This is a genomic window from Mycobacterium sp. BMJ-28 (assembly GCF_054404835.1).
Map to the genome: position 1 here is coordinate 1,626,365 of NZ_CM136783.1, position 24,553 is coordinate 1,650,917.

General features: G+C 66.3%; 26 protein-coding genes. 9 read left to right on the plus strand and 17 right to left on the minus strand.

Annotation, left to right across the window (positions count from 1 at the left end; all coding sequences use genetic code 11):
• Positions 1-19 precede the first annotated feature (19 nt).
• On the minus strand, positions 20-1,465 hold the full coding sequence (locus ACXPWS_RS08110) for a preATP grasp domain-containing protein (protein ID WP_458711949.1): 1,446 nt from the start codon (positions 1,463-1,465) through the stop codon (positions 20-22).
• Positions 1,466-1,595: 130 nt separating this feature from the next.
• Between ACXPWS_RS08110 and ACXPWS_RS08115 the strand changes: the two genes are divergently transcribed.
• From ACXPWS_RS08115 to ACXPWS_RS08130, 4 genes are read left to right on the plus strand one after another with little or no spacing between them, the layout of a single operon-like run.
• Positions 1,596-2,630 (plus strand): 3-oxoacyl-ACP synthase III family protein, encoded by a 1,035-nt coding sequence (locus tag ACXPWS_RS08115; RefSeq protein WP_458711950.1) that lies wholly within the window; start codon positions 1,596-1,598, stop codon positions 2,628-2,630.
• Positions 2,621-3,949 (plus strand): aminotransferase class III-fold pyridoxal phosphate-dependent enzyme, encoded by a 1,329-nt coding sequence (locus ACXPWS_RS08120; protein ID WP_458711951.1) that lies wholly within the window; start codon positions 2,621-2,623, stop codon positions 3,947-3,949. Before ACXPWS_RS08115 ends, ACXPWS_RS08120 begins: the two co-directional genes overlap by 10 nt.
• The gene (locus ACXPWS_RS08125) at positions 3,946-5,088 is read left to right on the plus strand and encodes an acyl-CoA dehydrogenase family protein (protein ID WP_458711952.1); all 1,143 of its coding nucleotides are present in this window, start codon (positions 3,946-3,948) and stop codon (positions 5,086-5,088) included. Before ACXPWS_RS08120 ends, ACXPWS_RS08125 begins: the two co-directional genes overlap by 4 nt.
• Complete coding sequence (locus ACXPWS_RS08130; RefSeq protein WP_458711953.1) at positions 5,085-5,498, plus strand: thioesterase family protein; 414 nt, start codon at positions 5,085-5,087, stop codon at positions 5,496-5,498. Before ACXPWS_RS08125 ends, ACXPWS_RS08130 begins: the two co-directional genes overlap by 4 nt.
• Here ACXPWS_RS08130 and ACXPWS_RS08135 read toward each other — a convergent pair.
• Complete coding sequence (locus ACXPWS_RS08135) at positions 5,492-6,028, minus strand: CGNR zinc finger domain-containing protein (protein WP_458711954.1); 537 nt, start codon at positions 6,026-6,028, stop codon at positions 5,492-5,494. The genes ACXPWS_RS08130 and ACXPWS_RS08135 overlap by 7 nt on opposite strands.
• 172 nt (positions 6,029-6,200) lie before the next feature.
• On the opposite strand from ACXPWS_RS08135, the gene ACXPWS_RS08140 reads away from it, so the two are divergent.
• Positions 6,201-7,340: an MFS transporter gene (locus ACXPWS_RS08140; protein WP_458711955.1), complete on the plus strand. Its 1,140-nt coding sequence runs from the start codon at positions 6,201-6,203 to the stop codon at positions 7,338-7,340.
• Positions 7,341-7,430: 90 nt separating this feature from the next.
• Here the strand turns inward: ACXPWS_RS08140 and ACXPWS_RS08145 are convergent, their stop codons facing one another.
• The 5 genes from ACXPWS_RS08145 to ACXPWS_RS08165 form a co-directional block, all read right to left on the minus strand.
• Complete coding sequence (locus ACXPWS_RS08145; protein WP_458711956.1) at positions 7,431-8,357, minus strand: SDR family NAD(P)-dependent oxidoreductase; 927 nt, start codon at positions 8,355-8,357, stop codon at positions 7,431-7,433.
• Between the two features lie 3 nt (positions 8,358-8,360).
• Positions 8,361-9,128 (minus strand): isochorismatase family protein, encoded by a 768-nt coding sequence (locus ACXPWS_RS08150; RefSeq protein WP_458713454.1) that lies wholly within the window; start codon positions 9,126-9,128, stop codon positions 8,361-8,363.
• A 54-nt stretch (positions 9,129-9,182) separates the two neighbouring features.
• On the minus strand, positions 9,183-10,169 hold the full coding sequence (locus ACXPWS_RS08155; RefSeq protein ID WP_458711957.1) for a zinc-dependent alcohol dehydrogenase family protein: 987 nt from the start codon (positions 10,167-10,169) through the stop codon (positions 9,183-9,185).
• Positions 10,151-10,411: a hypothetical protein gene (locus ACXPWS_RS08160; protein ID WP_458711958.1), complete on the minus strand. Its 261-nt coding sequence runs from the start codon at positions 10,409-10,411 to the stop codon at positions 10,151-10,153. Before ACXPWS_RS08160 ends, ACXPWS_RS08155 begins: the two co-directional genes overlap by 19 nt.
• Before the next feature lie 157 nt (positions 10,412-10,568).
• A complete protein-coding gene (locus tag ACXPWS_RS08165; protein ID WP_458711959.1) occupies positions 10,569-11,537 on the minus strand; it encodes an NADP-dependent oxidoreductase in 969 nt (322 codons plus the stop codon).
• Between the two features lie 101 nt (positions 11,538-11,638).
• Here ACXPWS_RS08165 and ACXPWS_RS08170 point away from each other — a divergent pair, with 101 nt between their 5' ends.
• Both ACXPWS_RS08170 and ACXPWS_RS08175 read left to right on the plus strand, forming a co-directional pair.
• Positions 11,639-12,283, plus strand: coding sequence for a TetR/AcrR family transcriptional regulator (locus ACXPWS_RS08170; RefSeq protein WP_458711960.1), 645 nt, complete (start codon positions 11,639-11,641; stop codon positions 12,281-12,283).
• A 124-nt stretch (positions 12,284-12,407) separates the two neighbouring features.
• Entirely contained in the window at positions 12,408-13,607 is a 1,200-nt protein-coding gene (locus ACXPWS_RS08175; RefSeq protein WP_458713455.1) for an ammonium transporter, read from the plus strand.
• On the opposite strand, the gene ACXPWS_RS08180 is transcribed toward ACXPWS_RS08175, so the two are convergent.
• The 9 genes from ACXPWS_RS08180 to ACXPWS_RS08220 form a co-directional block, all read right to left on the minus strand.
• Entirely contained in the window at positions 13,604-14,113 is a 510-nt protein-coding gene (locus tag ACXPWS_RS08180) for a DUF4333 domain-containing protein (RefSeq protein WP_458711961.1), read from the minus strand. The two genes, ACXPWS_RS08175 and ACXPWS_RS08180, sit on opposite strands and share 4 nt — an antisense overlap.
• Positions 14,114-14,119: 6 nt before the next feature.
• Positions 14,120-15,553 (minus strand): serine/threonine-protein kinase, encoded by a 1,434-nt coding sequence (locus ACXPWS_RS08185; RefSeq protein ID WP_458711962.1) that lies wholly within the window; start codon positions 15,551-15,553, stop codon positions 14,120-14,122.
• Positions 15,553-16,998, minus strand: a complete 1,446-nt coding sequence (locus ACXPWS_RS08190; protein ID WP_458711963.1) for a neutral zinc metallopeptidase — start codon at positions 16,996-16,998, stop codon at positions 15,553-15,555. Before ACXPWS_RS08190 ends, ACXPWS_RS08185 begins: the two co-directional genes overlap by 1 nt.
• A gap of 66 nt (positions 16,999-17,064) precedes the next feature.
• On the minus strand, positions 17,065-17,433 hold the full coding sequence (locus ACXPWS_RS08195) for a heme-binding protein (RefSeq protein ID WP_458711964.1): 369 nt from the start codon (positions 17,431-17,433) through the stop codon (positions 17,065-17,067).
• 140 nt (positions 17,434-17,573) lie between these two features.
• The gene (locus ACXPWS_RS08200; RefSeq protein WP_458711965.1) at positions 17,574-18,104 is read right to left on the minus strand and encodes an anti-apoptotic protein; all 531 of its coding nucleotides are present in this window, start codon (positions 18,102-18,104) and stop codon (positions 17,574-17,576) included.
• Between the two features lie 54 nt (positions 18,105-18,158).
• Entirely contained in the window at positions 18,159-19,193 is a 1,035-nt protein-coding gene (locus ACXPWS_RS08205) for an acyl-CoA dehydrogenase family protein (RefSeq protein WP_458711966.1), read from the minus strand.
• Positions 19,193-20,380: an acyl-CoA dehydrogenase family protein gene (locus ACXPWS_RS08210; protein ID WP_458711967.1), complete on the minus strand. Its 1,188-nt coding sequence runs from the start codon at positions 20,378-20,380 to the stop codon at positions 19,193-19,195. Before ACXPWS_RS08210 ends, ACXPWS_RS08205 begins: the two co-directional genes overlap by 1 nt.
• Positions 20,377-21,273 carry an acyl-CoA dehydrogenase family protein gene (locus ACXPWS_RS08215; RefSeq protein ID WP_458711968.1) on the minus strand — a complete coding sequence of 299 codons (897 nt, stop codon included), beginning with the start codon at positions 21,271-21,273 and terminating at the stop codon, positions 20,377-20,379. The genes ACXPWS_RS08210 and ACXPWS_RS08215 overlap by 4 nt, the downstream gene beginning before the upstream one ends.
• The gene (locus tag ACXPWS_RS08220) at positions 21,270-22,412 is read right to left on the minus strand and encodes an acyl-CoA dehydrogenase family protein (protein ID WP_458711969.1); all 1,143 of its coding nucleotides are present in this window, start codon (positions 22,410-22,412) and stop codon (positions 21,270-21,272) included. Before ACXPWS_RS08220 ends, ACXPWS_RS08215 begins: the two co-directional genes overlap by 4 nt.
• Positions 22,413-22,451: 39 nt before the next feature.
• On the opposite strand from ACXPWS_RS08220, the gene ACXPWS_RS08225 reads away from it, so the two are divergent.
• Positions 22,452-23,228, plus strand: a complete 777-nt coding sequence (locus ACXPWS_RS08225) for a FadR/GntR family transcriptional regulator (RefSeq protein ID WP_458713456.1) — start codon at positions 22,452-22,454, stop codon at positions 23,226-23,228.
• A gap of 15 nt (positions 23,229-23,243) precedes the next feature.
• Positions 23,244-23,969, plus strand: a complete 726-nt coding sequence (locus ACXPWS_RS08230) for an SDR family NAD(P)-dependent oxidoreductase (protein ID WP_458711970.1) — start codon at positions 23,244-23,246, stop codon at positions 23,967-23,969.
• Here ACXPWS_RS08230 and ACXPWS_RS08235 read toward each other — a convergent pair.
• Positions 23,960-24,532: a TetR/AcrR family transcriptional regulator gene (locus tag ACXPWS_RS08235; RefSeq protein ID WP_458711971.1), complete on the minus strand. Its 573-nt coding sequence runs from the start codon at positions 24,530-24,532 to the stop codon at positions 23,960-23,962. The two genes, ACXPWS_RS08230 and ACXPWS_RS08235, sit on opposite strands and share 10 nt — an antisense overlap.
• Positions 24,533-24,553 lie beyond the last annotated feature (21 nt).

Genomic DNA, 24,553 nt, shown 5'->3' on the forward strand with positions numbered 1-24,553 from the left:
CTGGTTACGACCACCCGCGTTAAGGGGTGGCAACCTCTGCGATTGCCGTCTCAAGTTGTGTTGCCGCGGCGGGATTTTGCGCGTAGGCGATGTACTCGAATGTCTGGGTGCGGGCGCAGTCTTCGGTAGCGATGATGCATCCGGTTCGGGTGCCTGGATCCCAAGCGAGATGATGTTCGTTTAGTTTGCCTGCTAATTCAACGAACGACAACGTAGTTGGTACGTGATTCTTGCTGACGATGGTGATCTTGTTTGCGTAGGAGTCGCCGTAGAGCTGACGGGAGATGTGGTCGATGTGAGAGCAGCCACCGTAGCGTCCATTGAATTCGTTGACCAGAACTTTACCGTCTTCGGTGACCAGCCCGTCGACGTTAAGCAGGCCTGCGTATCCCATGTGCTGTGCATGATGCGCGAGACTATTTGAATAGCAGCAGAATTGAGCTGCCTGCACCTGAGACATGCGGTCCGACGGGATTTCAAAGCCGTTCCACACGGGCTCCATGCGCATCCGGCCGAAGTTTCGAAGCTCGGGACTGCGGTGGCCGTCGGGCACATAGAACTCTGCGTAGTACGACTCGGCGTTCGCATGATATTCCTCGACGACGAAGCTCTGGTTCGGTGTGCTCCCGCCGCTCTCGTTGCCCCAAATCATCGCTACAGCCGACTCGATGTCGTCGTCACGGGCTCCGCTGTCGACCTCGATCTGCGTGACTGTCCCGATGCCAGGGCAGGCGCGTCCCCGCACGTAAATCAGGGTATTGCCGTCCCCTCCTGCGGCCGAGTTCATCTTGACGATCACTCGACCCGTTGTGGTCAGAAGTCGTGAGATGGTTGCTGCCATCTCTTGCGGCGTGTCGACCGACGTGCCCTCGGGCTGTGGGATACCGAGCAGCTTCGCGGTCCGTTTGAAGACCGACTTTTGGTTGAGCTCGATCGCTCCGCCGCCGCGGACGAAGGCCGTGTCGTCAATCGGACGAGCGCTTATCGCTTCGGCGAGGCGGCTGACGTTGGGGTCATAGAGGTAGGCAAGCACTTCTGCGGTTCCGTCGCTGTTCTTCGCCCACTCGACCACCTCGGACATGACAGCAGGCTCGAACAAGTTCGTCCTGGTCAATAGTTTCGGTGTTGCGATCGGCGAATCGGCCGGCGATATGACCGTCACGGTGGCGGCATCCACCCCTGTGAGCTGTGCTACGTAGCTTAAGAACTCCGGCGTGGCCGGACTCGGCAGTACAAGGGCGCAGTGATCGGCCAGGTACCACGCGAGTCGGTTGGCTACGGCTGAGTCGGTGCAGAGCGTGGCCCAGTCGAGTCGCTCGGGAGCGGTGTTCATGTACTCGCTGTCGACGTTGCCAATGATTATCCGTGGCATCTCGCTGCCCTTCTGGATGGTGTCTTGCTGTGGGTGGATTGCATTCGAATCGGCGTGCTGGCTAAACGAACGTGCGTTCGGGGCATCGTTCAAATCGCCTGCACACGAACCTGTATCGGGCCGACCTGGAGCCTGCGCGTGGTCCGTCGCCGCTCGTGTTCTGTGTTGACGTGTTTGCTCAACTGTTCTTAGTATTCATGAGCGTCACCTTCTAATCAAGTGAATGGTGACGTACCGTGACTGCAGATGGATCACCAAGGGGGGCGTTCTAGTGGGGATTGGAATATTCGGCACCGGATTCTCGGTGCCATCGAGGATCGTCGGCAACGACGAGATCGCACAGTGGTGCCAGGTGAACGGACAATGGGTGGTAGAGCGCACGGGGGTGCGGCAACGGCGGTATGCGAAAGACGATGAGCCAACGTCAGTCCTCGCCAGCCAAGCGGGTCGCCACGCTATGTCGATGGCAGCAGTATCAGCAGGCCAAGTCCATACGATCGTCGTTGCGACGAGTACTCCAGATCAGCAATTGCCTTCGACGGCAGCTCGTGTCCAGAACAACCTCAACCTCAACGGCACCGCCGCCTTCGACGTTAATGCTGTCTGCTGCGGATTCCTCTACGCCTTCGTGGCTGCGGCTGGCGTGTTGTCAGTTGGGGGCGAAGCGTCGGAGACTGCGCTGGTGATCGGTGCCGATACGTACTCGCGCATCATGAATAGAGGCGATCGTAGGACGGTCTCACTGTTCGGTGATGGCGCGGGGGCAGCGGTAATCGGCTCCGTACCAGCTGGTTTCGGGATGATCGGACATTGCCTCACTTCCGACGGGTCTTTGGCCGACTACGTGCAAGTCCCGGCCGGCGGTTCGGCTCACCCGCTTGACGCGGCGTCACTACAACAAGGGCTCGACCGGTTCCAGATGAACGGCAAATTAGTCAAAGAGTTCGCCTTGGTCGCTGTGCCAAAGGCGGCTCAACAAGCCTGCGATGAGGCAGACCTTCAAATGGGCGATGTCGACCGAATCATCATGCACCAGGGCAACGTTCGTCTCGTTGAAGCACTGACCGCCGAGTTGGGTGTTGATCCGCGGCGAGTCGCCGTGACAGCGGACCGTTTTGGCAATACCGCCTCGGCTTCGGTACCCATGACATTGGCAGTCGAGCATGCGCGATCCCCGATTTCTCGGGGCGAAACAGTGATGATGCTCGCAGTCGGCGGTGGAATGACGACAGGTGCGGTGATCCTGCGATGGTACTGATCCTGAAATCTACAGACACCGGCCGGATACCGCCCCATGCCTCCACGCCGACTAGCGACCGGCGACTCACCGTGACGTCGGCCCATCGCGCCTACCTGACGACGACTTGCGGTCGGACCATCTTCGACGGTTGCTCGGGCGCCATCAACGTCAACCTCGGGCACACGCATCCAGACGTTGTCAACGTCATGTCTTCCCAGGCGGCGGATCTCCACTTCGCCTGGCGCGGGCTCTTTTCCAGCGCAGCAACAAATGAGTTGCGTTCCCGGCTGACGGCGGCAACCAATGGGGCGATGACTCACCACCTCCTGGCAAGTTCGGGTTCGGACGGACTCGAACAGGCTTTCCGCGTGGCCTGGACGTACCACGCTCGTGTGCGGCATCGCGGACGTGCATCTGCAACCCCGAGGACTCAGCTGCTTGCGGAATGGCCGTCGTATCACGGTATGTCCAGCGGCGCCCTGGGCGTATCTGGGCATCCGGTCCGGCATCGGTCATTCGGCGACATGGACCGCTACACGGCTCCCGAATGGGTCCGCGCACCGGAGAGAATCGGTGCGCGGGCATCGGCTCAGGCATGGCGGGGTGCCATTCACCGCGCCGGGGAACGCCTCGCGGCCGTCGTCGTCGAACCTGTCGGCGGTGCCGCCTCCGGCGCGGCTCCGCAGGAGCCCGAAACGCTGAGAGCCATCCGCGAGGCGGCCAGCGATGTCGGCGCATTGGTCATAGCCGATGAGGTGATGACAGGATTTGGCCGAGCCGGCGCCCTCTTGGCATCCGCAGACATGGGCCTCGACGCCGACATCGTCGTCGCGAGCAAGGGTCTGGGCGCGGGATACATGCCGATCGCAGCCACGATGGTACGGGCCGCAGTAGGCGGCGTGCTGTCCGACGCGCCCGACCTCGGCACGTTCGGCCACACCATGGCAGAGAGCCCCGTCGCTGCCGCCGTCGCCAACACCGTGCTCAAGATCCTCGATGAGGAGGACATCATCACCAACGTCGGTGCCACGGGTCGACGGCTGTCGGACGGCCTGACCGCCATCGCCGAGCACACGCCGTACGTCGGACCACCACGCGGGCGAGGCCTTCTGCACGCGCTACCGGTTCTCGGCGACAGCGCATCCGATACCGCGTCCTTACTTGTCGGACATTGCCTCACACACGACGTTGCCGTGTATCCGGCGGGAGTCGACGCGCGCTCGGCGTCCCTGCTGATCGCACCACCGCTGAACAGCACGTCTGGCGAGGTCGACGACCTACTCGACCGCCTTCACCAAGCCCTCACGACCTTCGAGCCAAAGGAGAACAACCAATGAGCATCGATCACGCCCTGAAGAGCCGATATACGGCGGTGGCCGAGGCGAGCGTGGCCAAACGCGCTCAAACACATTATGAACAGGGAACTCTCGACCTCGAGTCGTGGCGCGAGCTCGCTTCGGAGGGTCTGTGGCGGCTGGCAGTTCCGAAGCGATTCGGCGGCGACGGCGGAACATGGTGGGATTTCGTGTCGGCATTCGAGGGCATCGCAGTCGGCGGCCGCGATCTCGGTTTCGCCCTCTCGCTGGTCGCACATGCTGGCCTGATCCGAAGCATGCTCACCTTCTGCACGGACGACCAGATCAGGCACTATTTGCCGATCCTGATCGAAGGCGGCGTCGGAGCCACGGCCCTGACCGAAACTCGCGGTGGCTCCGACGTAGCGCGCGTTGAGACGTTCGCTCAAGAAACGCCAGATGGCTACGTGTTGACCGGATCGAAGGATCACGTTACCCACGGTCCGATCGCGGACCTCGCATTCGTCCTCGGGCGCGTCCCGTCGCTCGGCGACCGCGATATCACGCTGTTCGTCGTTGATATGCACGCCCCCAACGTCGAACGAGGATTAATCGAAGACATGGCGGGAAACCGAAGCAGCCCGACGGGTCCCTTCACTCTCGACGCAGTACCTCTGCGCCACGACGCCGTGGTCGGAACTCCAGGCGATGGGTTGCGAGCCATCTACCAGACGATCAGTTTCGACCGGTTGCTGTATGGCGTTCTCGCGGCGAGCTACCTCGAACCTGTTCTCCACGAGGCGATTGCGTTCAGCGCCAAGCGCGAGGCATTCAAGCACCGGATCATCGACTACCAGTACATCCAGCAGCGCCTCACCGACATTCGCATGTCGATTGATGTGACAAGATCCATTTCCTACACCGCCCTCGATGCCCTGATTGCCGAACATCCCGACGCGAACCGATTGTGCTCCACCGCGAAATTCTACGGTGCCGAGACCCTGCGGTCGGGAACTGAGCACGCCCTGCGGATCCAAGGCCACCTCGGATACATGGCTGGCCCCACCGTCCAACGGCTCGTCGATGCATACGGCTGCCTGATCGCCGGCGGCACCGCCGAGATGCAGCGAAAGAACATCTTCAACCAGATGCACCGTCAATTCACCGAGGAGGCAGCATGACCACGACAAGCGGCACATTCACCATCGGAGCGCAGGCGACGATCACCCACAAGGTCACACCCGAGGATTCGGCGAGTGCTTGGGGCAACGAACTCGACGTCCTGGCAACCCCAGTCCTACTGTGGCTCAGCGAAATCGCAGCAATGAAGGCGATCGAGGGTCAGTTGCCGTCCGAATGCATGACCGTCGGCGCGGCGCACGACAGCGTCCACCAAGCCCCGACGCCGACCGGCGACACCGTGACGGTCACAGCCCAACTCATCGAAATCGGGTCGCGCACGCTCACCTTCGAGGTACGGGCACATGACGCAAAGGCCGCGATCCTGCAAGGAAGGCACAAGCGAGCGGTGGTCAACGCCGAGGCGTTCAGCACCAAAGTGCTCGAACTGGCATCACATGTGGGTCACTGATTGGACCGTGCGCGATAGGTACGGGCCTTTGCCGCCGAGCCACATCCACGGCCCCGCGGAGACGGACTCATCGCGCACCAGCGACGACGGTTGTTGCGGGATGAGTCATAAAATGCCCATCCACAGTCGAGGCAGGTCCGCAGTCGAGGCAACGTGCCGCCCGCTGCGGCATCCAGCACCAAGGACATGACGCGACTGGATGCCGACGCAGCAGAGATGAATTCGAGTTGTCCGTTCCTGACTGTGATCGTCGGCGGTTGCTCGATGAGAAGCGCGTCGAACTCGTGCGGGTCGCCATTAACCAGGGCCCGAATGGCGTCACGGACCACACGTAGCTTGCGTGCTTGTATCCCTCTGCGCGGGAAGGGGACTACCTCGAAGTGGTTGTACCAGAATTCTCCGTCGTCAAGCCACGATGACAGATCATCACGAGGGATGCGCGTGTCGTTGGGGATGTGCCAGCTGTTCAACAGCGTTCGAACATCCTCGAGCCCCTCGGGTGCACCGCTGCGCTCCGAATCCTCAATCATCCCGCATTCCTTCCTGCCGGGTCTTCATCGACCTGCAACGAGACGTTACCAACGTAAACAATGAATGGTAACGTAGAAAGCGAGTGACATGTCTTACCGACATATGCTGACGTCCCGCGCTGTTCTGACGTGGGCGCTGGCGACAACGGGTACTCGCCTCGCGGTGTCAACGGTGCCGCTGGCGTGCGTGCTGCTGGCGGCCGACGTTGTCGACAGCTACGCCATCGGCGGCATGATGGCAGGTGGCTACGCCGCCGGTGAGGCGCTGCTCGCGCCGATCATGGGGCGGCGCGCGCAAGAGGGACGCCTACGCCGTGAGCTAGCGGTGGCGGTCTCCGCCGAAGCGATCTTTATCGTCGCCACGCTCTCGGTCATCGCCTGGAGACCAGGATGGTGGCCGCTGGCCGTCGCGACCATGGCGGCTGCCGGCGGTGTGGCCTCCGGGGTGCCAGGTGCACTACGCAGCTACATCGCCTCGGCGACCGATGTGACGATGCGCGACCAAGCGCTCAGCATCGACAACATCATCAGCCAAGCGTGCTGGCTAATCGGCCCCACTCTCGCCGCCCTCGGCGCTGCTGTCGATCCTTGGGCGCCGCTTGTCATTGTCGCGGTCGGGCTAGTTTTTACGTTGCCAGCGCTAGCGCGGCTCACCGGAAGCCCTCGCCACGATGACCTCGGTGAAATGCGGACATCTCCGATTCGGCTTGCACGCACCTTGCTAACTCCAGTCGTGGTATCGGCGGTGATCATGGCAACGCTGGCCGCACTTGACGTGCTCCTACCCGCGCACATAGCAGTCAGCGGCGCTCCGCAAGTCCTCTCTGGTCTCATTCTTGCCGGACTGGCCGCTGTCAGCATGAGCGCCAGTGCGATATATGGCATGCGGCGGTGGCCTGGAACGCCCTGGATACATTCCCAGGCGGGGATTCTGACCATGGGAGTACTCATGACCATCATTGGGCTGAGTGCAGAACTTCTGTGGTTAAGCCTGGCGCTGTGCGTACTGATCGGCGCCGCCGAAGCGCCGGCACTGCTCGGCCGAAACATTGCGCTCACCACGCAACTACCCGAACGCGATTGGACAGTGGGATTCAGCCTGCTGTATTCCGCTGGCGGCATTGGGTACACCGTGGGAAGCACGGTCGCCGGGCAACTCGTCGACCGCATGACAGCCGCCTCGGCGTTCGCGACCGTCGGAATTGCCGTCCTGGCCGCCGGGACTGTGGTGACGGCCGCCGAACACCGGTCACAACGAACCCAACGACATCGCTCGACCGCCGAAGCTGGCGCAGGCCCGGCAGCGGTCTAGTTCGGGCTCGACCGGCGACGAAAGATTGCATTCACGGCACGCTTGCGACTGCAGCACCCGCACTACAGTTGTCGAGCGCTGTGCGCGTGGCTACGTGGACTGCGCAGCCAATGCGGCGCCAAGGTCCCACAGTCGAGCGGCGTTGTCCCGGTCCAGGGCGTACGCCGCGACACCGCTGAAGTCATCGGGGCGAGCGGTGACGACGCGCGCTTCGTTGCAGTCTTCGAAGTAGCGCCCGCTGATCCCGTCCACCAGCGGCGATGCCGCCAGTAGCACCGACGTCGCGGCCCCTTGCTCGATGGTTTTGCGGCGCTCGACCGGGGTCCGCAGGCCTCCGGTGTGTTTCTGGAGTCCGGTCGCGACCGCGCCGGGATTGAGGGCGTTGCCGACGATGCCGTCCTCCCGCCAACGGTCACTCACCCCGACAGCCAGCAGGGCGTCAGCAGTCTTAGACTGGCCGTACGCCGTCCACGGGTCATACGGCCGGAAACGGTAGTCGACGTCGTCGAAAACGACCGGCGACAGCAGATGTCCGCTGGAACTGACCGACACGACCCGGGCGCCGCCGGCCGCCCTCAGCGCGGGATGCAGTCCGAGGGTGAGCGCGAAGTGGCCGAGATAGTTTGTGGCGAACTGCATCTCGCGTCCGCTTGGAGTTCGCGACAGTTCGGGCAGTGCCATCACGCCGGCGTTGTTGATCAGCATGTGCACAGGCCTGTCACCGATGCGGGCGACGAAGTCCCGCACCGATTCAAGATCGGCGACGTCCAGAGCGGCCGGGGAGACGGCCGGATTGCCGGTTGATTCGGTGATCTGGTCCGCGACCTGGTGCCCTGCGGAGAGCCGGCGTACTCCGAGCACGACCTCGGCGCCTGCGGCCGCCAACGCACGAGCGGTCTCCACGCCAATGCCCGATGTCGCGCCGGTGACGATGGCGCGGCGCCCCGACAGGTCGAGACCTTTCAGGACATCGGCAGCGGTCGTGTGGAATCCGAACGCCGTTGAGAAAAGTGTCATCGATCAGCCTCCGTTCGCCGCGCGGATCGCGGCGTGCATCGCCGCGACCACATCGTCGGTCCAGACCACGCCGTGCGCGAGATATGCGTAGTTGACCAGCGCGGCCTGATAGCCATCCCCCCACTCCGGGTGGCGCGGGCCTGCGATGGCGTCGCGGACGACGTAGACCTCGAAGCCCTGTTCGAGGAGATCGCGCAGGTGCGATTCGACGCACATGTTCGCGAGCATTCCGCCCAGAAGGACCTTGTTGATCCGCCGTTTGCGCAACTGCAGCACCAGATCGTTTGTCTGCGAGCCGAATACCTTGTGTGGGCTGACCACGACGGTCTCGGGGTCCTCGATGTAGGGCTTGAATTCTTCGAGCCAGTCGGCTCCCGAGCCGGGGAGCCCATCAAGATTAAGTGGACCCGGCCGGTCGAACGTGCCGGTTCGCAGTTCGTCGGCCTCCAACGCTCCGTTGAACAACCAGCGGTGGTCAGTGGGATAGAAGTAGTGCGGCGAGATGAACATCCCGAACGACGCCGCATGCGCCGCTTCGAAGATGGCGAGCATATGCGCGACCGTGTCGTTCTCGGTGACACTTGCGCCGGTTGCGGCCCAGTTGATTCCGGTGGGACTGAGCACGTCGTTCTGCGGATCGATGAACACGACGGCGGTGTCGCTAGGGTTCCAGTTCATGGGGTTGACTCCTTCTGGTGGGGCGGCGTGACCGGCCGTCGCTCCTCGATGATTGCGCCGCCTGCCCGCGATGTCGTCAGTGTCTGCCGCCATCGCGGCCACCCGCTGACACCCATCGCCTCTACCTGCTGGCAGGCAGAGGTGCCGTCAGGTGTTCGGCAGCACCACCACTTTTCCTGCCGCGGTGCCTGTTTCGACCATCGTGTACGCCTCATTGACCTGATCGAGGGTGAACGTCGTCGAATGCAGTCGCGGGACCAACTGCCCTGCCTCAGCCAGCGCCGCGGCTTGGGCCACGATGTGGCCGTGGTGTTCACGGCCTTCCCCGGTCAGCAGTGGCATCAGGGTGAACACGCCCGAATAGCTCGCTCCACGAAAGGACAAAGGAGCCAGACTGTGCGTGCCCCATCCCAACGCGCTGACCACGTGGCCGCTGTAGCGTTTGACGGCGGTGAACGAGGCGTCGAGGGTGGCGCCACCCACGTTGTCGACCACGATGTCGAAACCCTTCCCGGCGGTGTGCGCATCGACGTAGTCGTCGACGGTGGTTGACGTGTAGTCGATGGGCGTCGCCCCGGCCTGCCGAATCACCTCCTGGCTCGACGGGCCCCCCGTGGCGAATACCTCTGCGCCGCGGGCAATGGCGAGCTGTACCGCGAGGAAACCGACCCCACCCGATCCGCCGTGGATCAGCACCTGTTGGCCCGCCTCGACACCCGCACGGTCGACCAGTCCCTCCCAAGACGTGATGAAACCCAGGGGGAGGGCAGCGGCTTGCTCCATCGACAGCGCGCCGGGCTTGCGACTGATCAGCCGCGCATCGACAGCGGCGAGTTCGGCCAGTGAACCTTGCACGCCGCCGACTCCTCCGGTCATGCCGAATATCTCGTCCCCGGCGCGGAATCCGTCGACCTGGGACCCCACCGCTTCCACCACGCCGGCGATATCGATGCCGAGGACGGCCGGCGGGTCCATCTTCGCGTGCGCGGCTTCGCCTCGGCGGATCTTGGTGTCGAGCGGGTTCACTCCACTCGCCATGACCCGCACCAAGACTTCGCCCGGGCCGGCAACCGGATCGGGGATCTCACCGATCTGCAGCGGAATGTTGTATGCGGTCAGGACTGCAGCGCGCATGAATCCTCCTCGTGTTCGGCCGCCATCACTGCCCCGGCGTTGGACGCGCCGCCGGCTATCCGGTCGACCAGGCGGTGCAATCGCACGGCGTCACCGAAGGTTGGGGCAACCGTAGTGCCTTCGTCCAGATCGTGGGGGAATCCCAGACCGATCACGGTCTGCACGCCGGCGTCGACGGCCCTCGACGCCAGGTACTCGGCCTGGGCCGGATCGACGCCGAGCGGCCATTCGCTGAAGACCATCTTTCCGCGGCGACGGCTCGCGCCGGGAGATCGCTGTGGTCGGGCACTTCCACGGCGACGGCACGCAAGTCGTACTGCGGCAGCGCTCGTAATGCCGGAACCGGCAGCCCAGCCCGCGCCCCTGATGCCGACTCCGATGGGTTTCATGGCAGGCCGCTTAATCGAAGATGAGGACGAGACGGCCACGGATGCCGCCGTTTTCGAGCGCGCGGTGTGCCGCGGCGGCATCTGCGGCAGGGTAGGTCTGGGCGACCCGCAGCGTGACTTTGCCCTGCTCGGCGAGCACCCTCAGGCCGTCGAGCTTGTCGGTGGCGTGGGTGTAGTCGGGGACCCAGACGTCGCGGACCGCGATGTCGCGTTCGGGATGCAGTGTCGAGGTGCCGCGCTCGCCGGGGCGCCGCACGATGGCGATCTGACCGCCGTCGCGCAGCGCGGCCATCACGTCGTCACCCTGCAGTGCGGCGTCGACGACGGCTGCCACCCCTTCTGGATGTGCCTTCCGAATCCGCCGTCCCACGCCAGGTCCTCGCGTGACGATCTCGTCTGCGCCGAGTGCGGTGACGAGCTGCTCGTCGGCGCGGGCGGCGTCGGCGACCACCCGGAGCCCGTCAGCCTTGGCCAGTTCTACGACGTAGCCGCCGACGGCGCCGGCTGCGCCCGTGACCGCCAGCGTCTCACCCGGTGCCAGGTTCAGCACGTCGAGCGCCCGCCGGGCGGTCAGCCCGTTCATCGGCAGGGTGGCGGCTTCGGCGTGACTGCTTCCGGCGGGCGCGGCGGTGACCTGATCGGCGTCGACGACGACGTATTCGGCGTAGGCGCCGCCGGATTCGTCGATCGGCATCATGATCGCCATGACCCGCCCGCCGATGGGGACGTCGACGCGCGCGCCCGGGCCGATTTCGTCGAGGATCCCGGCGACCTCCATCCCCGGGCGGTACGGCGCCGACAACGTGCTGGCACGCAGCGCCTCGTCGATGTCGCCGATCCGCAACAGCACGTCGGCAGGGTTGACCGTCGCGGCGTGCACCCTGATGCGCACTCGACCGGGACCGGCATGCGGCTCTGCGATGTCGACTTGCCGCAGCACGTCCGGGCCGCCGTATTCGCTGACCACCACTGCTCTCACCGTGTCGCCTCCTAATTGGGGAACGTTCCCCACTTGTCGGAACGTAGGATCAAACGGGGAAGCATCCCCAGATATTTCGCCTGACGATCGAGGAGTTCGTGGTGCGAGCCGATGCTCAGCGCAACCGGACCGCCGTGCTGGCCGCGGCCGAAGCGGTATACGCCGAGCAGGGCGTGGAGGTGTCGCTGAACGAGATCGCGAGGCGTGCCGAGATCGGCAACGCCACCTTGTACCGGCATTTCCCGACGCGGGAGGCACTGTTGTCCGAGGTGTATGCGGGGCATCTCGAGCGGTACTGCGCCATCGCCGAGGATGCCGCGCGGGCCGAAGATCCCGTGGCGGCGTTGCGGGACTGCGTCACGGCAACGTGCGAACTGCAGGCCACGAATCGCGGTCTGGCCGACCTGCTGGCGTCTCTGCGGCCGTTGTCTGCGCACGTCGAGGAGCTGCGGGCCCGTCATCACCGTGCCATCACCTCGGTCTTCCGGCGCGCAGTGCGCAGCGGCAGGGTGCGCACAGACGCCTCACCCGTCGACTTGGCCGTGCTCTTGATCGCCAACGCCGGCCTCATCCATCGCACCGTCGACGACGCTCCGCGGTCGAGCGCCCGCTTGGTCGGGTTGTGGCTGGCCGGCCTGATCTCCCCTGGACATGTCGAGGTGCCGCGACCGCCCACCGAAGCCCAGGCCCGTCGAGCGCTACACGATTCGGGGACGCGGCTGCCCCCGTACAGGGGCCCTGCCTAGGTTTGCCCGGCACCAATGTGTCGTACTCTCGTCCGAGCGTTTGCCCTGAGACGAAGGAGTCCGTGTGCAGATCGATCCGGCGGCGACCGCCTGGCTGCTCGCCAGCACCGCGTTGGTCTTGTTGATGACCCCCGGCCTGGCCATCTTCTACGGCGGCATGGTCCGTTCCACCGGTGTGCTCAACATGATCATGATGAGCTTCATCGCCATCCCGGTGGTCACCGTGACCTGGCTGCTGGCCGGGTACAGCCTGGCCTTCGGTGCCGATGCCGGCGGTGGTGTGATCGGCAATCTGGACCATCTCGGGCTGGCCAACATCGACCTGGCGGCCGTCCGGTCCAATGTCCCTGAGCTGCTGTTCGTGACGTTCCAGCTGGCATTCGCCATCCTGACCGCCGCACTTGTCAGCGGCGCGATCGCGGACCGGGCCAGATTCTCGGCGTGGATCGTGTTCCTGCCGCTGTGGACGCTGCTCGTGTACGCCCCGGTGGCGCACTGGGTGTGGGGGCCGGACGGCTGGCTGGCGGCGTTCGGCGCCTTGGACTACGCGGGCGGGTTGGTCGTCGAAATCGTCTCGGGTGCCTCGGCTTTGGCGCTGGCACTGGTGCTCGGTCCGCGGATCGGGTTCAAATCCGAGGCGATGCGCCCGCACAACCTGCCCTTCGTGCTGCTGGGGGTCGGCCTGCTGTGGTTCGGCTGGTTCGGTTTCAACGCCGGCTCGGCGTTCGCCGTCGACGGCAAAGCCGCGGTCATCTTCCTCAACACGCTGGTCGCGGGCTGCCTGGGCATGCTGGGCTGGCTTGCGGTCGAACGGGTTCGCGACGGCCGTCCGACCACCTTCGGCGCGGCCTCCGGTGTGGTGGCCGGTCTGGTCGCCATCACGCCGTCATGCGGTTTCGTGACGCCGATCGGCGCGGCCGTCGTCGGTACCGCCGCGGGTGTGGTCTGCTCCTTCGCCATCGGGTGGAAGTTCCGGGCCGGCTACGACGATTCCCTGGACGTGGTCGGGGTGCACTTCGTCGGCGGTGTGGTGGGCACTTTCCTGATCGGTCTGCTGGCCGCCGAGATGATCTCCGGTGGTCCGCAGGGCCTGTTGTACGGGGGCGGGCTGACCCAGTTGGGCAAGCAGGCGGTGGGCATCGTGGCCGTCGCGGCGTTCGCCTTCGCCGTGACGTACGCGATCGGCAAACTGATCAACGCGACGTTCGGTTTCCGGGTCACCAGGGAGGACGAGATGGCCGGAATCGACTTCACCCAACACGCAGAGACGGCGTATGCCGAAGGCGTGCATGGGCATCAGCACAAGCGGCCCGGCGCACTCTAGCGCGGCCCGTCGACGGCGAACGTGCCCTTGTCGTCCTGGAACACCGCGGTGACGTGCCGGACGGTACCGCCGATCTCCACCTCACAGGTGAAGCTGTCGCCCTTGTCCGCTGCCGGGTTCTTACCGCCGTTGCACCGCAGGGCGCTGATCGTGTTGGCGCCGTAGCCGTTGACGGGATCCGAAAGGATCTGCCGTACACCGGCTTCGGCCTGTGCGACGGTGATGACGTTGGCGGCGCGGAACATCCACGCCCACACGCTCACCGCCACGACGGCGATCAGCACGATGGCGCCGGCGATTCCGCCGAGGAGCAACATGTTCGGGCCCTTAGCTTTGTCCGGAGCCCGGTGCGAGATGGGCGGCTGCGGCGGCAGCCGGTAACGGGCCGGATCGGGGGGCGGCGCGGGCGGCGGGTACGACGGCCGCGGTGGCGGTGCGGCGCCCGGCGCGGGGGCGCCGCCGGGCCGGGCCCACCACGGCTGCTGTGGGTCGGTGGGTGTCGTCATGAGATCTCAGAACGTGGACGCATACTGCTCCATCGATTCGGTGTGCTCGGTGCCGCTGGGTCCGGTGATGGTCAGCGCGGAATTGCGGATCTGATAGCGGGTGCCGTCGATGGGATTGGTGATATCGAAGCCGCCACCCGGTACGGGTACGGCATTGCCGAGCTCGATACCGGCGTTGTCGCTCAGCCGCACGCCCCGGTAAACGAAGTCTCCTGAGGGTGTTTCGCAGATGACCACCGCCGACTGTGCCGTCAGCGCCAATGTCACCGGCAGCTGGCCGGCATCGCACCGGGCCCCGGGGTAGGCGAGGAAGCCGAGGGCGTCGGTGCCCGGCAGGGATGCCCTGGGGGCGACGGTCGAGGCGGTCGTCGTGGCCGAGGCTGCGGTGGTGCGGGGTGGCGTAGTGGCTGCTGTGCGCGTCACCGTCGGCGGGTTCGCGGTGGGCTTTTCGCGATCGCCGAGCGCGAGCCATGCCACGGTGCCGGCGGCCACCACCAGCACCGCGAGCCCGATCGCCGCCAGTGCCACCGCGCGGGCGGAACCCTTTGATGCCGTGAGCTTTCCGGAGACCGGCTGGGCCGGGTTGAGCATCGTGGGGGCTGACGGCGCCGTGGACAACGCGGTCGCCGCGGCGGTGGCGGCGCGAGCCAGCCCACCGGCGGTCGGGCAGCGATGGGCGGGATCCTTGGCCATGCCCCAGGCCACCACGTCGTCGAACGCGGCGCTGATCCCGGGCCGGGCCGCACTGGGCCGCGGCGGCGCCGCGAACAGGTGCGCATTCATCAGCATGGCGATGTCACCGGACGGGAATGGTGAACTACCCGTGAGGAGTTCGTAGAGCAGGCAGGCCAGTGAGTAGACATCGGCCGGCGGGCCCACGGCACCATCGGTGAATCGCTCGGGTGCCATGTATGCGCATGACCCGATGGCCGAGCCGGCGGTGGTCAGTCCGCTGTCGGTGCCGGACCGGGCAATGCCGAAATCCACCAGATAGGCGAAGTCCTCGGGTGTCAGCAGGACGTTCTCGGGTTTCACGTCGCGATGCGTCAGGCCGCCGGCATGCGCGGCGTCCAGCGCGGCCGCGACCTGGGTCAGCACCGCTGCCGCCCGGTGCGGGTTCATCGGCCCTTGTTGAGCCAGCACGGATTTCAGGTTGTGCCCGGACACCAATCGCATGTCGATATAGAGCACGCCATCGATCGCCCCGAAATCGTGCACGGGGATGATGTGTGGCTCGTGCAGCTGCGCGGCGATCCGGGACTCGCGCCGGAACCGTTCCTGAAAGGACGGATCGGCGGCCAGTTCGGGCCGCAGCAGCTTGAGGGCGACCATGCGCCCCTTGACCGTGTCGAAGGCCTGATACACCTCGCCCATCCCACCGACGCCCAACAGCGCGCGCAGTTCGTAGGGCCCGAACGTCCCGCCGATCTGAATCGTCATCAGGAGAACCTCTGGTAGCACTGCTCGGCGTCGCCCTGCAGTCCGGCGCGGTAGGCCAGGATGCGGGTGAAGCCGGCCAGCGCGGTCGAACCGTCGACGTCACTGGCGACCAGCCCGCTGGTCAGCAGGCCGGAGATCGCTTCATCGGTGTCGCCGGCGGACAGCATCAGCGGGCTTCCCGGTTCGCTCATCTTGCTCTGCCCGACGCCCGTCAGGCAGGCGGTGCGCAACGCGGTGGTGGTCGATTGCAGCGGGACGCCGCGGTCATGTTGCAGCGCAAGCACATAGCGTGAGGTGACCATCGACAGCGCGGTGTTGTCGCCTTGCAGGAGCACACCCTGACTCTCGCTGCGCGGTGTACCGACCTCCTTGAGCGCGGGCAGATCCACGCCGATGGTGTTGGTGGCCGGGCAGTAGGACGCGGGCGAGGTGGGTTTGGCGTCCGGGCAGTTCCCCGGGTCCAGGCTCAGCTTCGGCGGGTCGGCGGGCGCGAAAACCTGATTCAACGAGGCCATCAACTTGGTGAGCAGGTCTTCGTCGATGGTGCTGTCGCCGTTGGCCGGTTCGCCGTAGGCGTCATAGGACAGGAACTGCGGCAGGTCGCCCTGGCGCTTCTTGATCTCCGCCATGTTGATGGCCGCGCACTGGTCGGCGTTGCCGCTGAAGCCGATCTGGAATGCGCTGATCCGGTCCAGCGCGGAGCCGTGCGTGTCCCCGGACAGCAGCGCTTCCTCTTGCGTCATCAGCGGATCGCGGATGTAGATGGCTCCGGCCAGAACGTGATTGAGGCCGTCGCCGGTGGACAGGGAAAACCGCGGCGATTTGCCCGAGGCCACCCAGTGCAGATAGACACCCGCGAAACAATCGGCCTGCTGCTCCTTGACCAGGACCGGTGCGCCCTTCTCGACCAGGTGGGCCTTGGCCTGGACGGCATGGCCGAACTCGTGCGCGATGATCCCGACGACGCCCATATCGCCGAAGTACTTCGCCGCGCCCGGGATGAACTGGCCCCGATCCCACGCCATCGTGTCGTTGTCGAAGCAGTAGAACGCGTTGGCCATATCGGTCAGGTTCCCGCCGCACACATCCGGGTTGGCGGCACTGGTGGAGTCGTAGGAGACCAGACCCGACACCGGGGTGAACGTCCCGGTCAGCGCGCCGCCCCAGTTGTGCGACCAGAAATCGTCCAGGTCGTCGACGGCGAGCAGGGCAAGGTGATCGGCGGGACCACCGTCGCTGTTGACGATGGCCGTGCCGGGCTCCGGCGCTCCGGCCCGGGGACCGCTGTAACCGTCTTTGGCCGGCAGGCCGCCGGCCCGGCTGGGGTCATACAGCATCGACACCGCGTGCCCGTCGAGCACCGTCGTGCTGCAACCCGTCAGCATCAGCATCGCGGCCAGCACGCCCGCAGTCACCGTGACCGTGCGTCGCGTCCACCGCTGCATGACGAGAAGGCTAACAAGGCGAACGTCCCGGGGTGTCGCCGTCGCACCCCGGGCGTGACGGCCGAATCAGGCGCCCGGCGCGCGTCCGCAACGGTCCTTGAGGTCCAGCAGCGGCTGCCGGATGGCGGCCAGCTCGTCGTGGGTCTGCGGGTTCTGCGCCATGTAGACCTTGACCTTGGCCACTGTCTGCTCCCGGGTGAGCCCCTTGAGGCTGGAGAAGAAGTCGTTCACGTCCGGGTGGGTGAACAGGTAGACCGAGGTGGCTGCCGAAACGCCGGCCCGCACCTGCTCCAGGTCGCCCGCCGTGCAGTTCGGCGGGTTCGCCGCAGGGTCCTCGTTGGCCAGTGCGGTGGGGATGGCCCCGAACAAGCCGAACAATGCGGATGCGGCGAGAGCGCCGGCGCCGATGGCCAGACGGGTCGATCGGACGTGCATCGTGGACTCCTTTGCGCATGGCGACGCGGTATCGCCGTTCACCAAGTGTGTCCACCCAGGCGGGCCGCCGCTGGCGGCCACAGTCAACTCGCAGGGACTTCGGACAGGGTGCACAGCGCGGTCGTCACCCGTCCGCGGCGCTACTGCGGCTGGTCGTCGACCTTGAAATCGAACTTGACGTCCCCGCCGTCGACGCTGGTGACGGTCACCGTCACCCCGTAGGTCGCGCCCGAGTCGGTGAGCTCGCAGCGCAGCGTCTCACCCTTGTCGCCCTTGAGATCCGCGGGGCAGGTCACCGATTCCGGGGCACGCCCCACCTGCTGGGTGAGTTGATGGGCGATCTGCTCGGCCACGGCGTCCTTGTCGACCGTCTGCACGATGTCGAAATTCACCGTCTTGCCGTCCACGCTGGTCACCGTGACGTTGACGCCGTAATTCTTGGCACCTTCGGCCATCTTGCAATCCAGGGTGGCCCCGACTTGCGCCTTGAGGTCACCCGGACAGGTCACCGAATCCGGTTTGGTGCCGCCCTGTTCGGTGACTTTCTCGCTGATCTGGCTCTGCACCTGGTCTTTGCTCACCGTCGTGTCGCCGACCGAGCCCGAGAACGAGCACGCGGCCATCGTCGCCGCGGCGGCCATCACCATTGGGGCAGCCAACCACCGATTCATCGAGCCTCCTCCAAGACGATGTACAACAATGGCACAGATCGCCGGGGGTGGGCGCTACTCGTAGCGAACGGCAAGCGCTTTGCGATGTCCGGCAGACGAACCGAACAGGGCACGGTTGAGCGTCGCCCGTTTCAGGTAGACGTGGATACCGCTCTCCCAGGTGTAGCCGATGCCGCCGTGCAGTTGCATCGCCTTGCCTGCCACCTGCACGGCGGTGTCGCACGCGTAGGCCTTGGCCATTGCCGCCGGCACCGACGCATCCGCGCCCTCGGCCACGGCGTCCACGGCGGCGTCCACGAGTTGGCGCGTCACCCGGATGTGCACGGCCATGTCGGCGCAGGCGTGTTTGACCGCCTGGAATGACCCGATCGGGCGGCCGAACTGGTGCCGCACGGTCACGTATTCGACGGTTGCCGCCAGCATCGCCTCGGCCAGCCCGAGGCTGTCACATGCGATGACGACGGCGGCACGGTCGGCGATCCGCCGGGCGGCCGGCTCCGGATCTCCGGCCAACTGCCACACCCGCTGTACGGCGGCGCCCTCGGCGTGCACGGCGGCCAGGCGCCGGGTCTCATCGAGTACCGGCCGCTCGGTGACCGTGACCCCGTCAGCGTCCGGCGCGAGGGCGGTGACCACGGGGCTGCCCGCGTCGTCTCGGGCGAGCACCAGAAGCATTGGCGCACAGCCGGCGTCGGGAACGAAATCGGCACAGCCGTCCAACCGGGAGCCGTGCAGGGTGAAGTCGATTCCGGACTCCTGGCCGGTCGGCAGCACGGTGACCGGGCCCACCCCGCCCGCCGCGATGGTCCTGAGCCAGCCGTCACGGGCCTCATCCGGGCTCACCTGCAGCAGCGTGCCGATGGCCAGCGCGGTGCCGAGATAGCCGGTGCGGGAGGCGGCGCGGCCCAGCTCCTCTGCGATGACCGCGGTCTCGGCGAAGGACACCCCGGCGCCGCCGAGGGCGTCCGGGATCTCAAGACCGGTCCAGCCGGCCTGCGCGATCGATCCCGCGTCCGGATCGCCCTTGGTCAGTAGTTCTCGTGCCACGCTGCGTAATTCGTCATGCAGTTCGGCGTACTCGCGGGTCATCAGGACACCACCGGCTCACGGGGCAGCCGCAGGCCCCGTTCGGCGATGATGGTGCGCTGGATCTCGCTGGCGCCGCCGGGAATCGTCCACTCCCACGAGCCGATGAAGTCCAGCACCCAGGCCCCGGACTCCCAGCCGCTGGAGATGGGCTTGGCCAGGATCGTGTGACCGGCCAGCCCGGCGATCTCGGCGCCGAAATCCGTCATCCGTTGCAGCAGTTCGCTGTAGAACAACTTCACCACCGACGCATCGGCGGGCGCCGGGACCGGCGCCTCGACGAACTGGCGGCAGATGCCGCGCAGCCCGGTGATCTCGATCTCGAACTGCGCCAGCCGGTCCCGTACCAGAGAGTCGTCGAGCACGCCGGCGCGGGCGCATTCGGTGACCAGCCAACTGAACCCATTCCCGAGCCGCTCGGCCAGCTCGAGCATGGTCATCCCACGTTCGGCGCCCAGGGTTTCCTGCGCGACCTGCCAGCCCCTGTTCTCCGGGCCGATCAGATCGGCGGCCGGGATGCGGACGTCGTTGAGGAACATCTCACAGAAGTGGGATTCGCCGGTGGCCTGGCGAATCGGCCGCACGTCGATACCGGGGCTCGTCATATCCATCAGGAAGTAGGAAATGCCATGACGTTTGGGTGCTTGCGGGTCGGTGCGGGCCAACAGCAGACACCAGTCGGCGTGTAATCCGCCGCTGGCCCACAGTTTTTGGCCGTTGATCACGTAATGGTCGCCGTCGCGGCGCGCCGTGGTGCGCAGCGCGGCCAGATCGGATCCGGCTTCGGGCTCGGAGAACCCCTGCACCCAGATTTCGCCGTCCAGGATCGCCGGTAGGTGGCGGCGGCGCTGCTCGTCGGTGCCTGCGGCCAGCAGTGTCGAGGCGGCGTGATGGATGCCGACGAACGCCAGCACCAGCCTGGGCGCATCATGGGCGGCCAGCTCGGAGTACAGCACCACCTGCTCGGCGACCGACATCTGCCGATGTGCTCCGTGCGTGCGCAACCCGCCGCCCCATTCGGCCGGCCAGTGCGGCACGGCGTAACCGGCGCTGTGTAATTCGGCGAACCACGCCTTCTGGAAGCGCACGTATTCCGCGTCGCTCACCCCGGTCTGGGCGGCGCGCCAGTCGGTCGGCACGTGCTCGTCACACCAGTGCCGGACCTGACGGCGGAAGTCCTCCAGGCTCATGTGCTGTACAGCCCGGTCAGACCGTGCACGTCCACCACGTCGGCCAGCAGTTCGCGCGTCGCCGACAATCCCCAGGGCAACCGGCGCAGCGGTTGGCTGTACCGCGACAGCCAGGACAACGTCGTCTCCTCGCAGAAGCCCACCGCGCCGTGTAGCTGATGGGTCACCCGGAACACCACGTCGGCGGCTTCCAGCGCGGCCAGTCGCAGCGCCAGTGCATCGGCCGTTGCGCCGCTGCACAGCGCGTACCGGGCCAGCATCTCCAGCCCGCTGCGCTCCACCTCGGCATCGGTGAGCTGGAACTGGACGCCCTGGAAGGCCGAGAGCGGCTGCCCGAACTGCTGGCGCAGGCGGACGTGCGCGACAGTGAGTTCCATTGCGCGGTCCAACATTCCGAGCAGCGTCCAGCACGGCAGCGTGATCGCCAGCGCGAGATCGGCGGCACCGTCCTTGTCCAGGGAGCCGACCTGCAGGGAAGTGACGAACCCGGCCCGGTCGTCGAGGGTGCCCGTCACCTGGCCGCGGTGTCCGTCGGCGGTGACCGTGATCCAATTCCCGTCGATCCCGGCGATGGTGCCCGCAGGGGCGTGCTCGGTGACGACGATCAGTCCGTCGGCGTCGGTCGTGCGGGCCAGCCGTTCGGCCACCGGGTAGGGCAATCCCCAGTAACCGGCGCTGCGGCACAGGGCGGCCGCCGCCTCGGCGGAGTCGGTATCGGTGCGCGGTTCCAGATCCCAGGCGCCCAGGCCATCCAACACCGGGGTGACCAGTGCTGCGCGCGTGCTGGGATCCGCCTCCGCCTGCCGCAGCAGTTCGTCGCCGCCGGCGGCTTCGAAGGCCTTGCGGGCTTGCACGCCGTATTCGGTGGCTTCGGCGCTCAGGTCGATGTTCACGAGGCCGCCATCAAGTTGCGCGCCAACAGGATGCGCTGCATCTCGATACTTCCGGAGGACACCGTCGAGGCCTGTGAGTACCGCCAGTGGTCCTCGACCTCGGCCCGGAAGTGGCGGGAGCGCCCTTCGGGTAACGCGGCGGCGATCTCCATCAGCACCTCGGCGCTGTCCTGGTCGAGTCTGGTCACCGCGATGCGGTAGGCCGCCGAATCTGTGGGGCGTACCTGGCCGGTGCTCTGAAGTGCGACGATCCGGTAGGCCATCAGCCGGGCCCGGCGGCAGTGCGTGAGCATGCGGGCCCACCGCCCGCGCAGCTCGGCGGGCAGCGCCGGCCAGCGGTCGCCCAGGGCGTCGGGTGCCAGTTGCAGGAGCCGTTCACACCGGGCGTAGCGGGCGATCCCGACGCGCTCGAAGGCCAGCACGTTCTGCACCATGGTCCAGCCGTCGTCCACGGTGCCGAGGATGTCGGCGTCGGTGACCCGCAGATCGTCGAAGAAGACCTCATTGAGGTGGTGGGGTCCCATCATGGTGCGGATGGGGCGCACCGTGATGGCGGGGTCGTTCATCGGCACCAGGAAGATGCTCAGGCCGCGCTGTTTTTTGTCTTGCTTGGAGGTGCGGGCCAGCAGAAAGCACCACTGCGCCATCGTCGCGTAGGACGTCCAGATCTTCTGGCCGTTGATGCGCCAGCCCTCGCCGTCGCGCACCGCGGACGTGCGCAGCGAGGCCAGGTCCGAGCCGGCCTCGGGTTCGGAGAAGCCTTGGCACCAGATCACCTCGCCGCGGGCGATCGGCGGCAGATGGGTGCGCTGCTGCTCCGGTGTGCCGAACCGCATGATGATCGGCCCGACCCAGTTGACGCCCATGTATTGCGCGCCTCTGGGTTCGTGATGGGCCCACATCTCCTCGCGCACCACCGTCTGTTCCCACGGCGACGAGGCCCGGCCACCGAACTCGGTGGGCCAGGACATGCACAGCAGTCCCTGCTCGGCCAGCACCTTGCAAAAGCGCTGCGCAATCTCCAGATCGGCCGGGTCATCGGTGAAGGCGCCCAGGTAGTCGTCGGGCACATGGGTTTTCACCAGTGCCCGTAGTTCGGTGCGCAGGGCGGCGGCATCGGGCCCCATGTCGAAGTCCACGGCGGCGATCGTACGACAATCCTTATAAGGATTGCTAGTATTGATTTCGTGCCGACCCCGCAGCGCCGTATCGCCGAGACGGTGGCCGCCGATCTGCGCAACCGGATCCTGGCCGGTGCCGACCGACTGCCCACGCAGGATCAGCTGGTCACCGAATTCGGCGTCAGCTATCCCTCGGTGCGCGAAGCGCTGCGCATCCTGGAGACCGAAGGCCTGGTGACGGTGCGCCGGGGCAGTGTGGGTGGTGCGCAGGTGCACCGGCCGGACGAATCGTCGGCGGCTTATCACCTGGGTCTGGCGTTGCAGGGTGGCGCGGTACCGATCGGGGATCTGGCCGCCGGACTGCAACTGCTGGAGCCACTGTGCGCGGCCGAGGTCGCGCGGCGTCCGGACCGGCTCACCGCGGTGGTGCCCGCGCTCACCCGCAATGTGGATGCCAGCGCGAAAGTGGTGGCCGACGGGGCGGCGTTCACCCGCTGCGCCCGCGAATTCCACGATCTGATGGTCGAATTCACGCCGAATGCGACGGTCCGATACGTGGTGGGCAGCCTGGTGGCGCTGTGGTCGGCGCAGGAGGAGAAGTGGGCCGACGCGCTGGTGCGCCGCGGCGAGTATCCGTCGGCGGCCGAAGCGCGTGGTGCCGTGCGGACCCACCGCCGATTGGTCGACGAGATCGCGGCCGGCCGCGCGGAGGAAGCCGAACGCATCGCGCGGCGGCATCTGGCCGCGACGCAGGAGTTGCTGTTGGAGCGGTTCACCGATGATGTCGTGCATGCGGTTCGTGGCGCAAAGTCGCACGCGGGGCGGCGCTGCTGACTTAGGTTGTCGCACATGGGAGCTGTGATCGTGACGGGTGCGGCGTCGGGTATCGGGCGGGCAAGCGCGGAGGCGCTGGTCGCCGACGGGCGCGATGTGGTGCTGTGGGATATCGCGGCCGAAGTGACCGAGGTGGCCGACGCGATGGGTATGCGAGGCGCCGTTGTCGACGTCACCGATATGGCGGTGGTGGCCGATGCGCTGGAGGCGGCCGGTGAGCTCGGCGGGCTGGTGCATGCGGCGGGCCGGGTCATTCCGGAGCCGGTGGGTGCGTACACCGCGCAGTCCTGGGATGCGGTGCTCGATGTGAACCTGCGTGCGCAGGCACTATTGGTGCAGGCCATGCTGCCGGGGCTGGAGTCGGCCGCCCAGGCCGGGGAATCGCCCGCGGTGGTGGGTATTTCGAGTATCGAAGGGCTCAGCGCCAACCCCTTCATCCCGGCCTACTGCGCCTCCAAGGCGGGCTTACTGGGCCTCACCCGGTCGATGGCCGCACAGTTCGGTCCCCTCGGTATCCGGGTGAATGCGGTGTGCCCCGGGTTCATTCACACGCCGATGCTGCAGATCGCGCTCGACGTCGAGGAGATCCGGGCCGGCTTCGAGCAGGCCGCACCGCTGGGCCGGCTCGGCCGTCCGGCGGAGGTCGGCGCGGCGGTGGCATTCCTGATGTCGGACAAGGCGTCGTTCATCACCGGGACCTACCTGGTGGTCGACGGGGGAGTGACCAGCCGTCACGCCTGAGGCAGGTCGAGGATGCGCCGGGTGACCTTGAGGATCTGCGTGCGCAGCACATCGTCACCCACGTCGGTGACCAGTGGATGCATCACCGCCGCGCTCAGCGCTCCCGACATCACCGCCGCGTTCACCCGGGCTTCGACGCCGTCACCTTCGCCGAGCAGCACCCGGTACAGGCGCTCGATGAACTGCTGGAAGGGCCGGTGCTCGGCCAACAGGCGCACCACCACCGGGTCGAACTGCAGCACGCCGGTGAGGCGGCGCTTCGTCACCGCCATGTCGACGACCTGGACGAGTAGCAGATCGCGTGCCCTGGTCTTGTCGGGCTCGGCCTCGGCGACGTCCAGCGCATCCTGTAACGCGATCAGTTCGGTCTCGGCGACCGCGATGACGATCTCTTCTTTGCTCTTGAACTGGTGGTATACAGCGGCTTTGGTGACGCCGATGGCGTCGGCGATCATCTGCAACGAAGTACCGCTGACTCCGTGCGTGCCGAACAGGTCATGGGCGGCGTGCAGTACGCGGGTCTGCGCGGCGCTGTAGTCGGTGCGGGCCAGCCGGTCGGTCACCGCTCAATGCTAGCCGAGCGG

What these genes read in the sequence shown, in the direction of transcription:
- ACXPWS_RS08115 (WP_458711950.1), top strand. Translation starts at nt 1,596, where the DNA reads ATGGTGACGTACCGTGACTGCAGATGGATCACCAAGGGGGGCGTTCTA.
- ACXPWS_RS08120 (WP_458711951.1), top strand. Translation starts at nt 2,621, where the DNA reads ATGGTACTGATCCTGAAATCTACAGACACCGGCCGGATACCGCCCCAT.
- ACXPWS_RS08125 (WP_458711952.1), top strand. Translation starts at nt 3,946, where the DNA reads ATGAGCATCGATCACGCCCTGAAGAGCCGATATACGGCGGTGGCCGAG.
- ACXPWS_RS08130 (WP_458711953.1), top strand. Translation starts at nt 5,085, where the DNA reads ATGACCACGACAAGCGGCACATTCACCATCGGAGCGCAGGCGACGATC.
- ACXPWS_RS08135 (WP_458711954.1), bottom strand. Translation starts at nt 6,028, where the DNA reads ATGATTGAGGATTCGGAGCGCAGCGGTGCACCCGAGGGGCTCGAGGAT.
- ACXPWS_RS08145 (WP_458711956.1), bottom strand. Translation starts at nt 8,357, where the DNA reads ATGACACTTTTCTCAACGGCGTTCGGATTCCACACGACCGCTGCCGAT.
- ACXPWS_RS08150 (WP_458713454.1), bottom strand. Translation starts at nt 9,128, where the DNA reads ATGGCGGCAGACACTGACGACATCGCGGGCAGGCGGCGCAATCATCGA.
- ACXPWS_RS08155 (WP_458711957.1), bottom strand. Translation starts at nt 10,169, where the DNA reads ATGCGCGCTGCAGTCCTGACCGCATACAACATTCCGCTGCAGATCGGT.
- ACXPWS_RS08160 (WP_458711958.1), bottom strand. Translation starts at nt 10,411, where the DNA reads ATGGTCTTCAGCGAATGGCCGCTCGGCGTCGATCCGGCCCAGGCCGAG.
- ACXPWS_RS08175 (WP_458713455.1), top strand. Translation starts at nt 12,408, where the DNA reads ATGACCCCCGGCCTGGCCATCTTCTACGGCGGCATGGTCCGTTCCACC.
- ACXPWS_RS08180 (WP_458711961.1), bottom strand. Translation starts at nt 14,113, where the DNA reads ATGACGACACCCACCGACCCACAGCAGCCGTGGTGGGCCCGGCCCGGC.
- ACXPWS_RS08185 (WP_458711962.1), bottom strand. Translation starts at nt 15,553, where the DNA reads ATGACGATTCAGATCGGCGGGACGTTCGGGCCCTACGAACTGCGCGCG.
- ACXPWS_RS08190 (WP_458711963.1), bottom strand. Translation starts at nt 16,998, where the DNA reads ATGCAGCGGTGGACGCGACGCACGGTCACGGTGACTGCGGGCGTGCTG.
- ACXPWS_RS08195 (WP_458711964.1), bottom strand. Translation starts at nt 17,433, where the DNA reads ATGCACGTCCGATCGACCCGTCTGGCCATCGGCGCCGGCGCTCTCGCC.
- ACXPWS_RS08200 (WP_458711965.1), bottom strand. Translation starts at nt 18,104, where the DNA reads ATGAATCGGTGGTTGGCTGCCCCAATGGTGATGGCCGCCGCGGCGACG.
- ACXPWS_RS08205 (WP_458711966.1), bottom strand. Translation starts at nt 19,193, where the DNA reads ATGACCCGCGAGTACGCCGAACTGCATGACGAATTACGCAGCGTGGCA.
- ACXPWS_RS08210 (WP_458711967.1), bottom strand. Translation starts at nt 20,380, where the DNA reads ATGAGCCTGGAGGACTTCCGCCGTCAGGTCCGGCACTGGTGTGACGAG.
- ACXPWS_RS08230 (WP_458711970.1), top strand. Translation starts at nt 23,244, where the DNA reads ATGGGAGCTGTGATCGTGACGGGTGCGGCGTCGGGTATCGGGCGGGCA.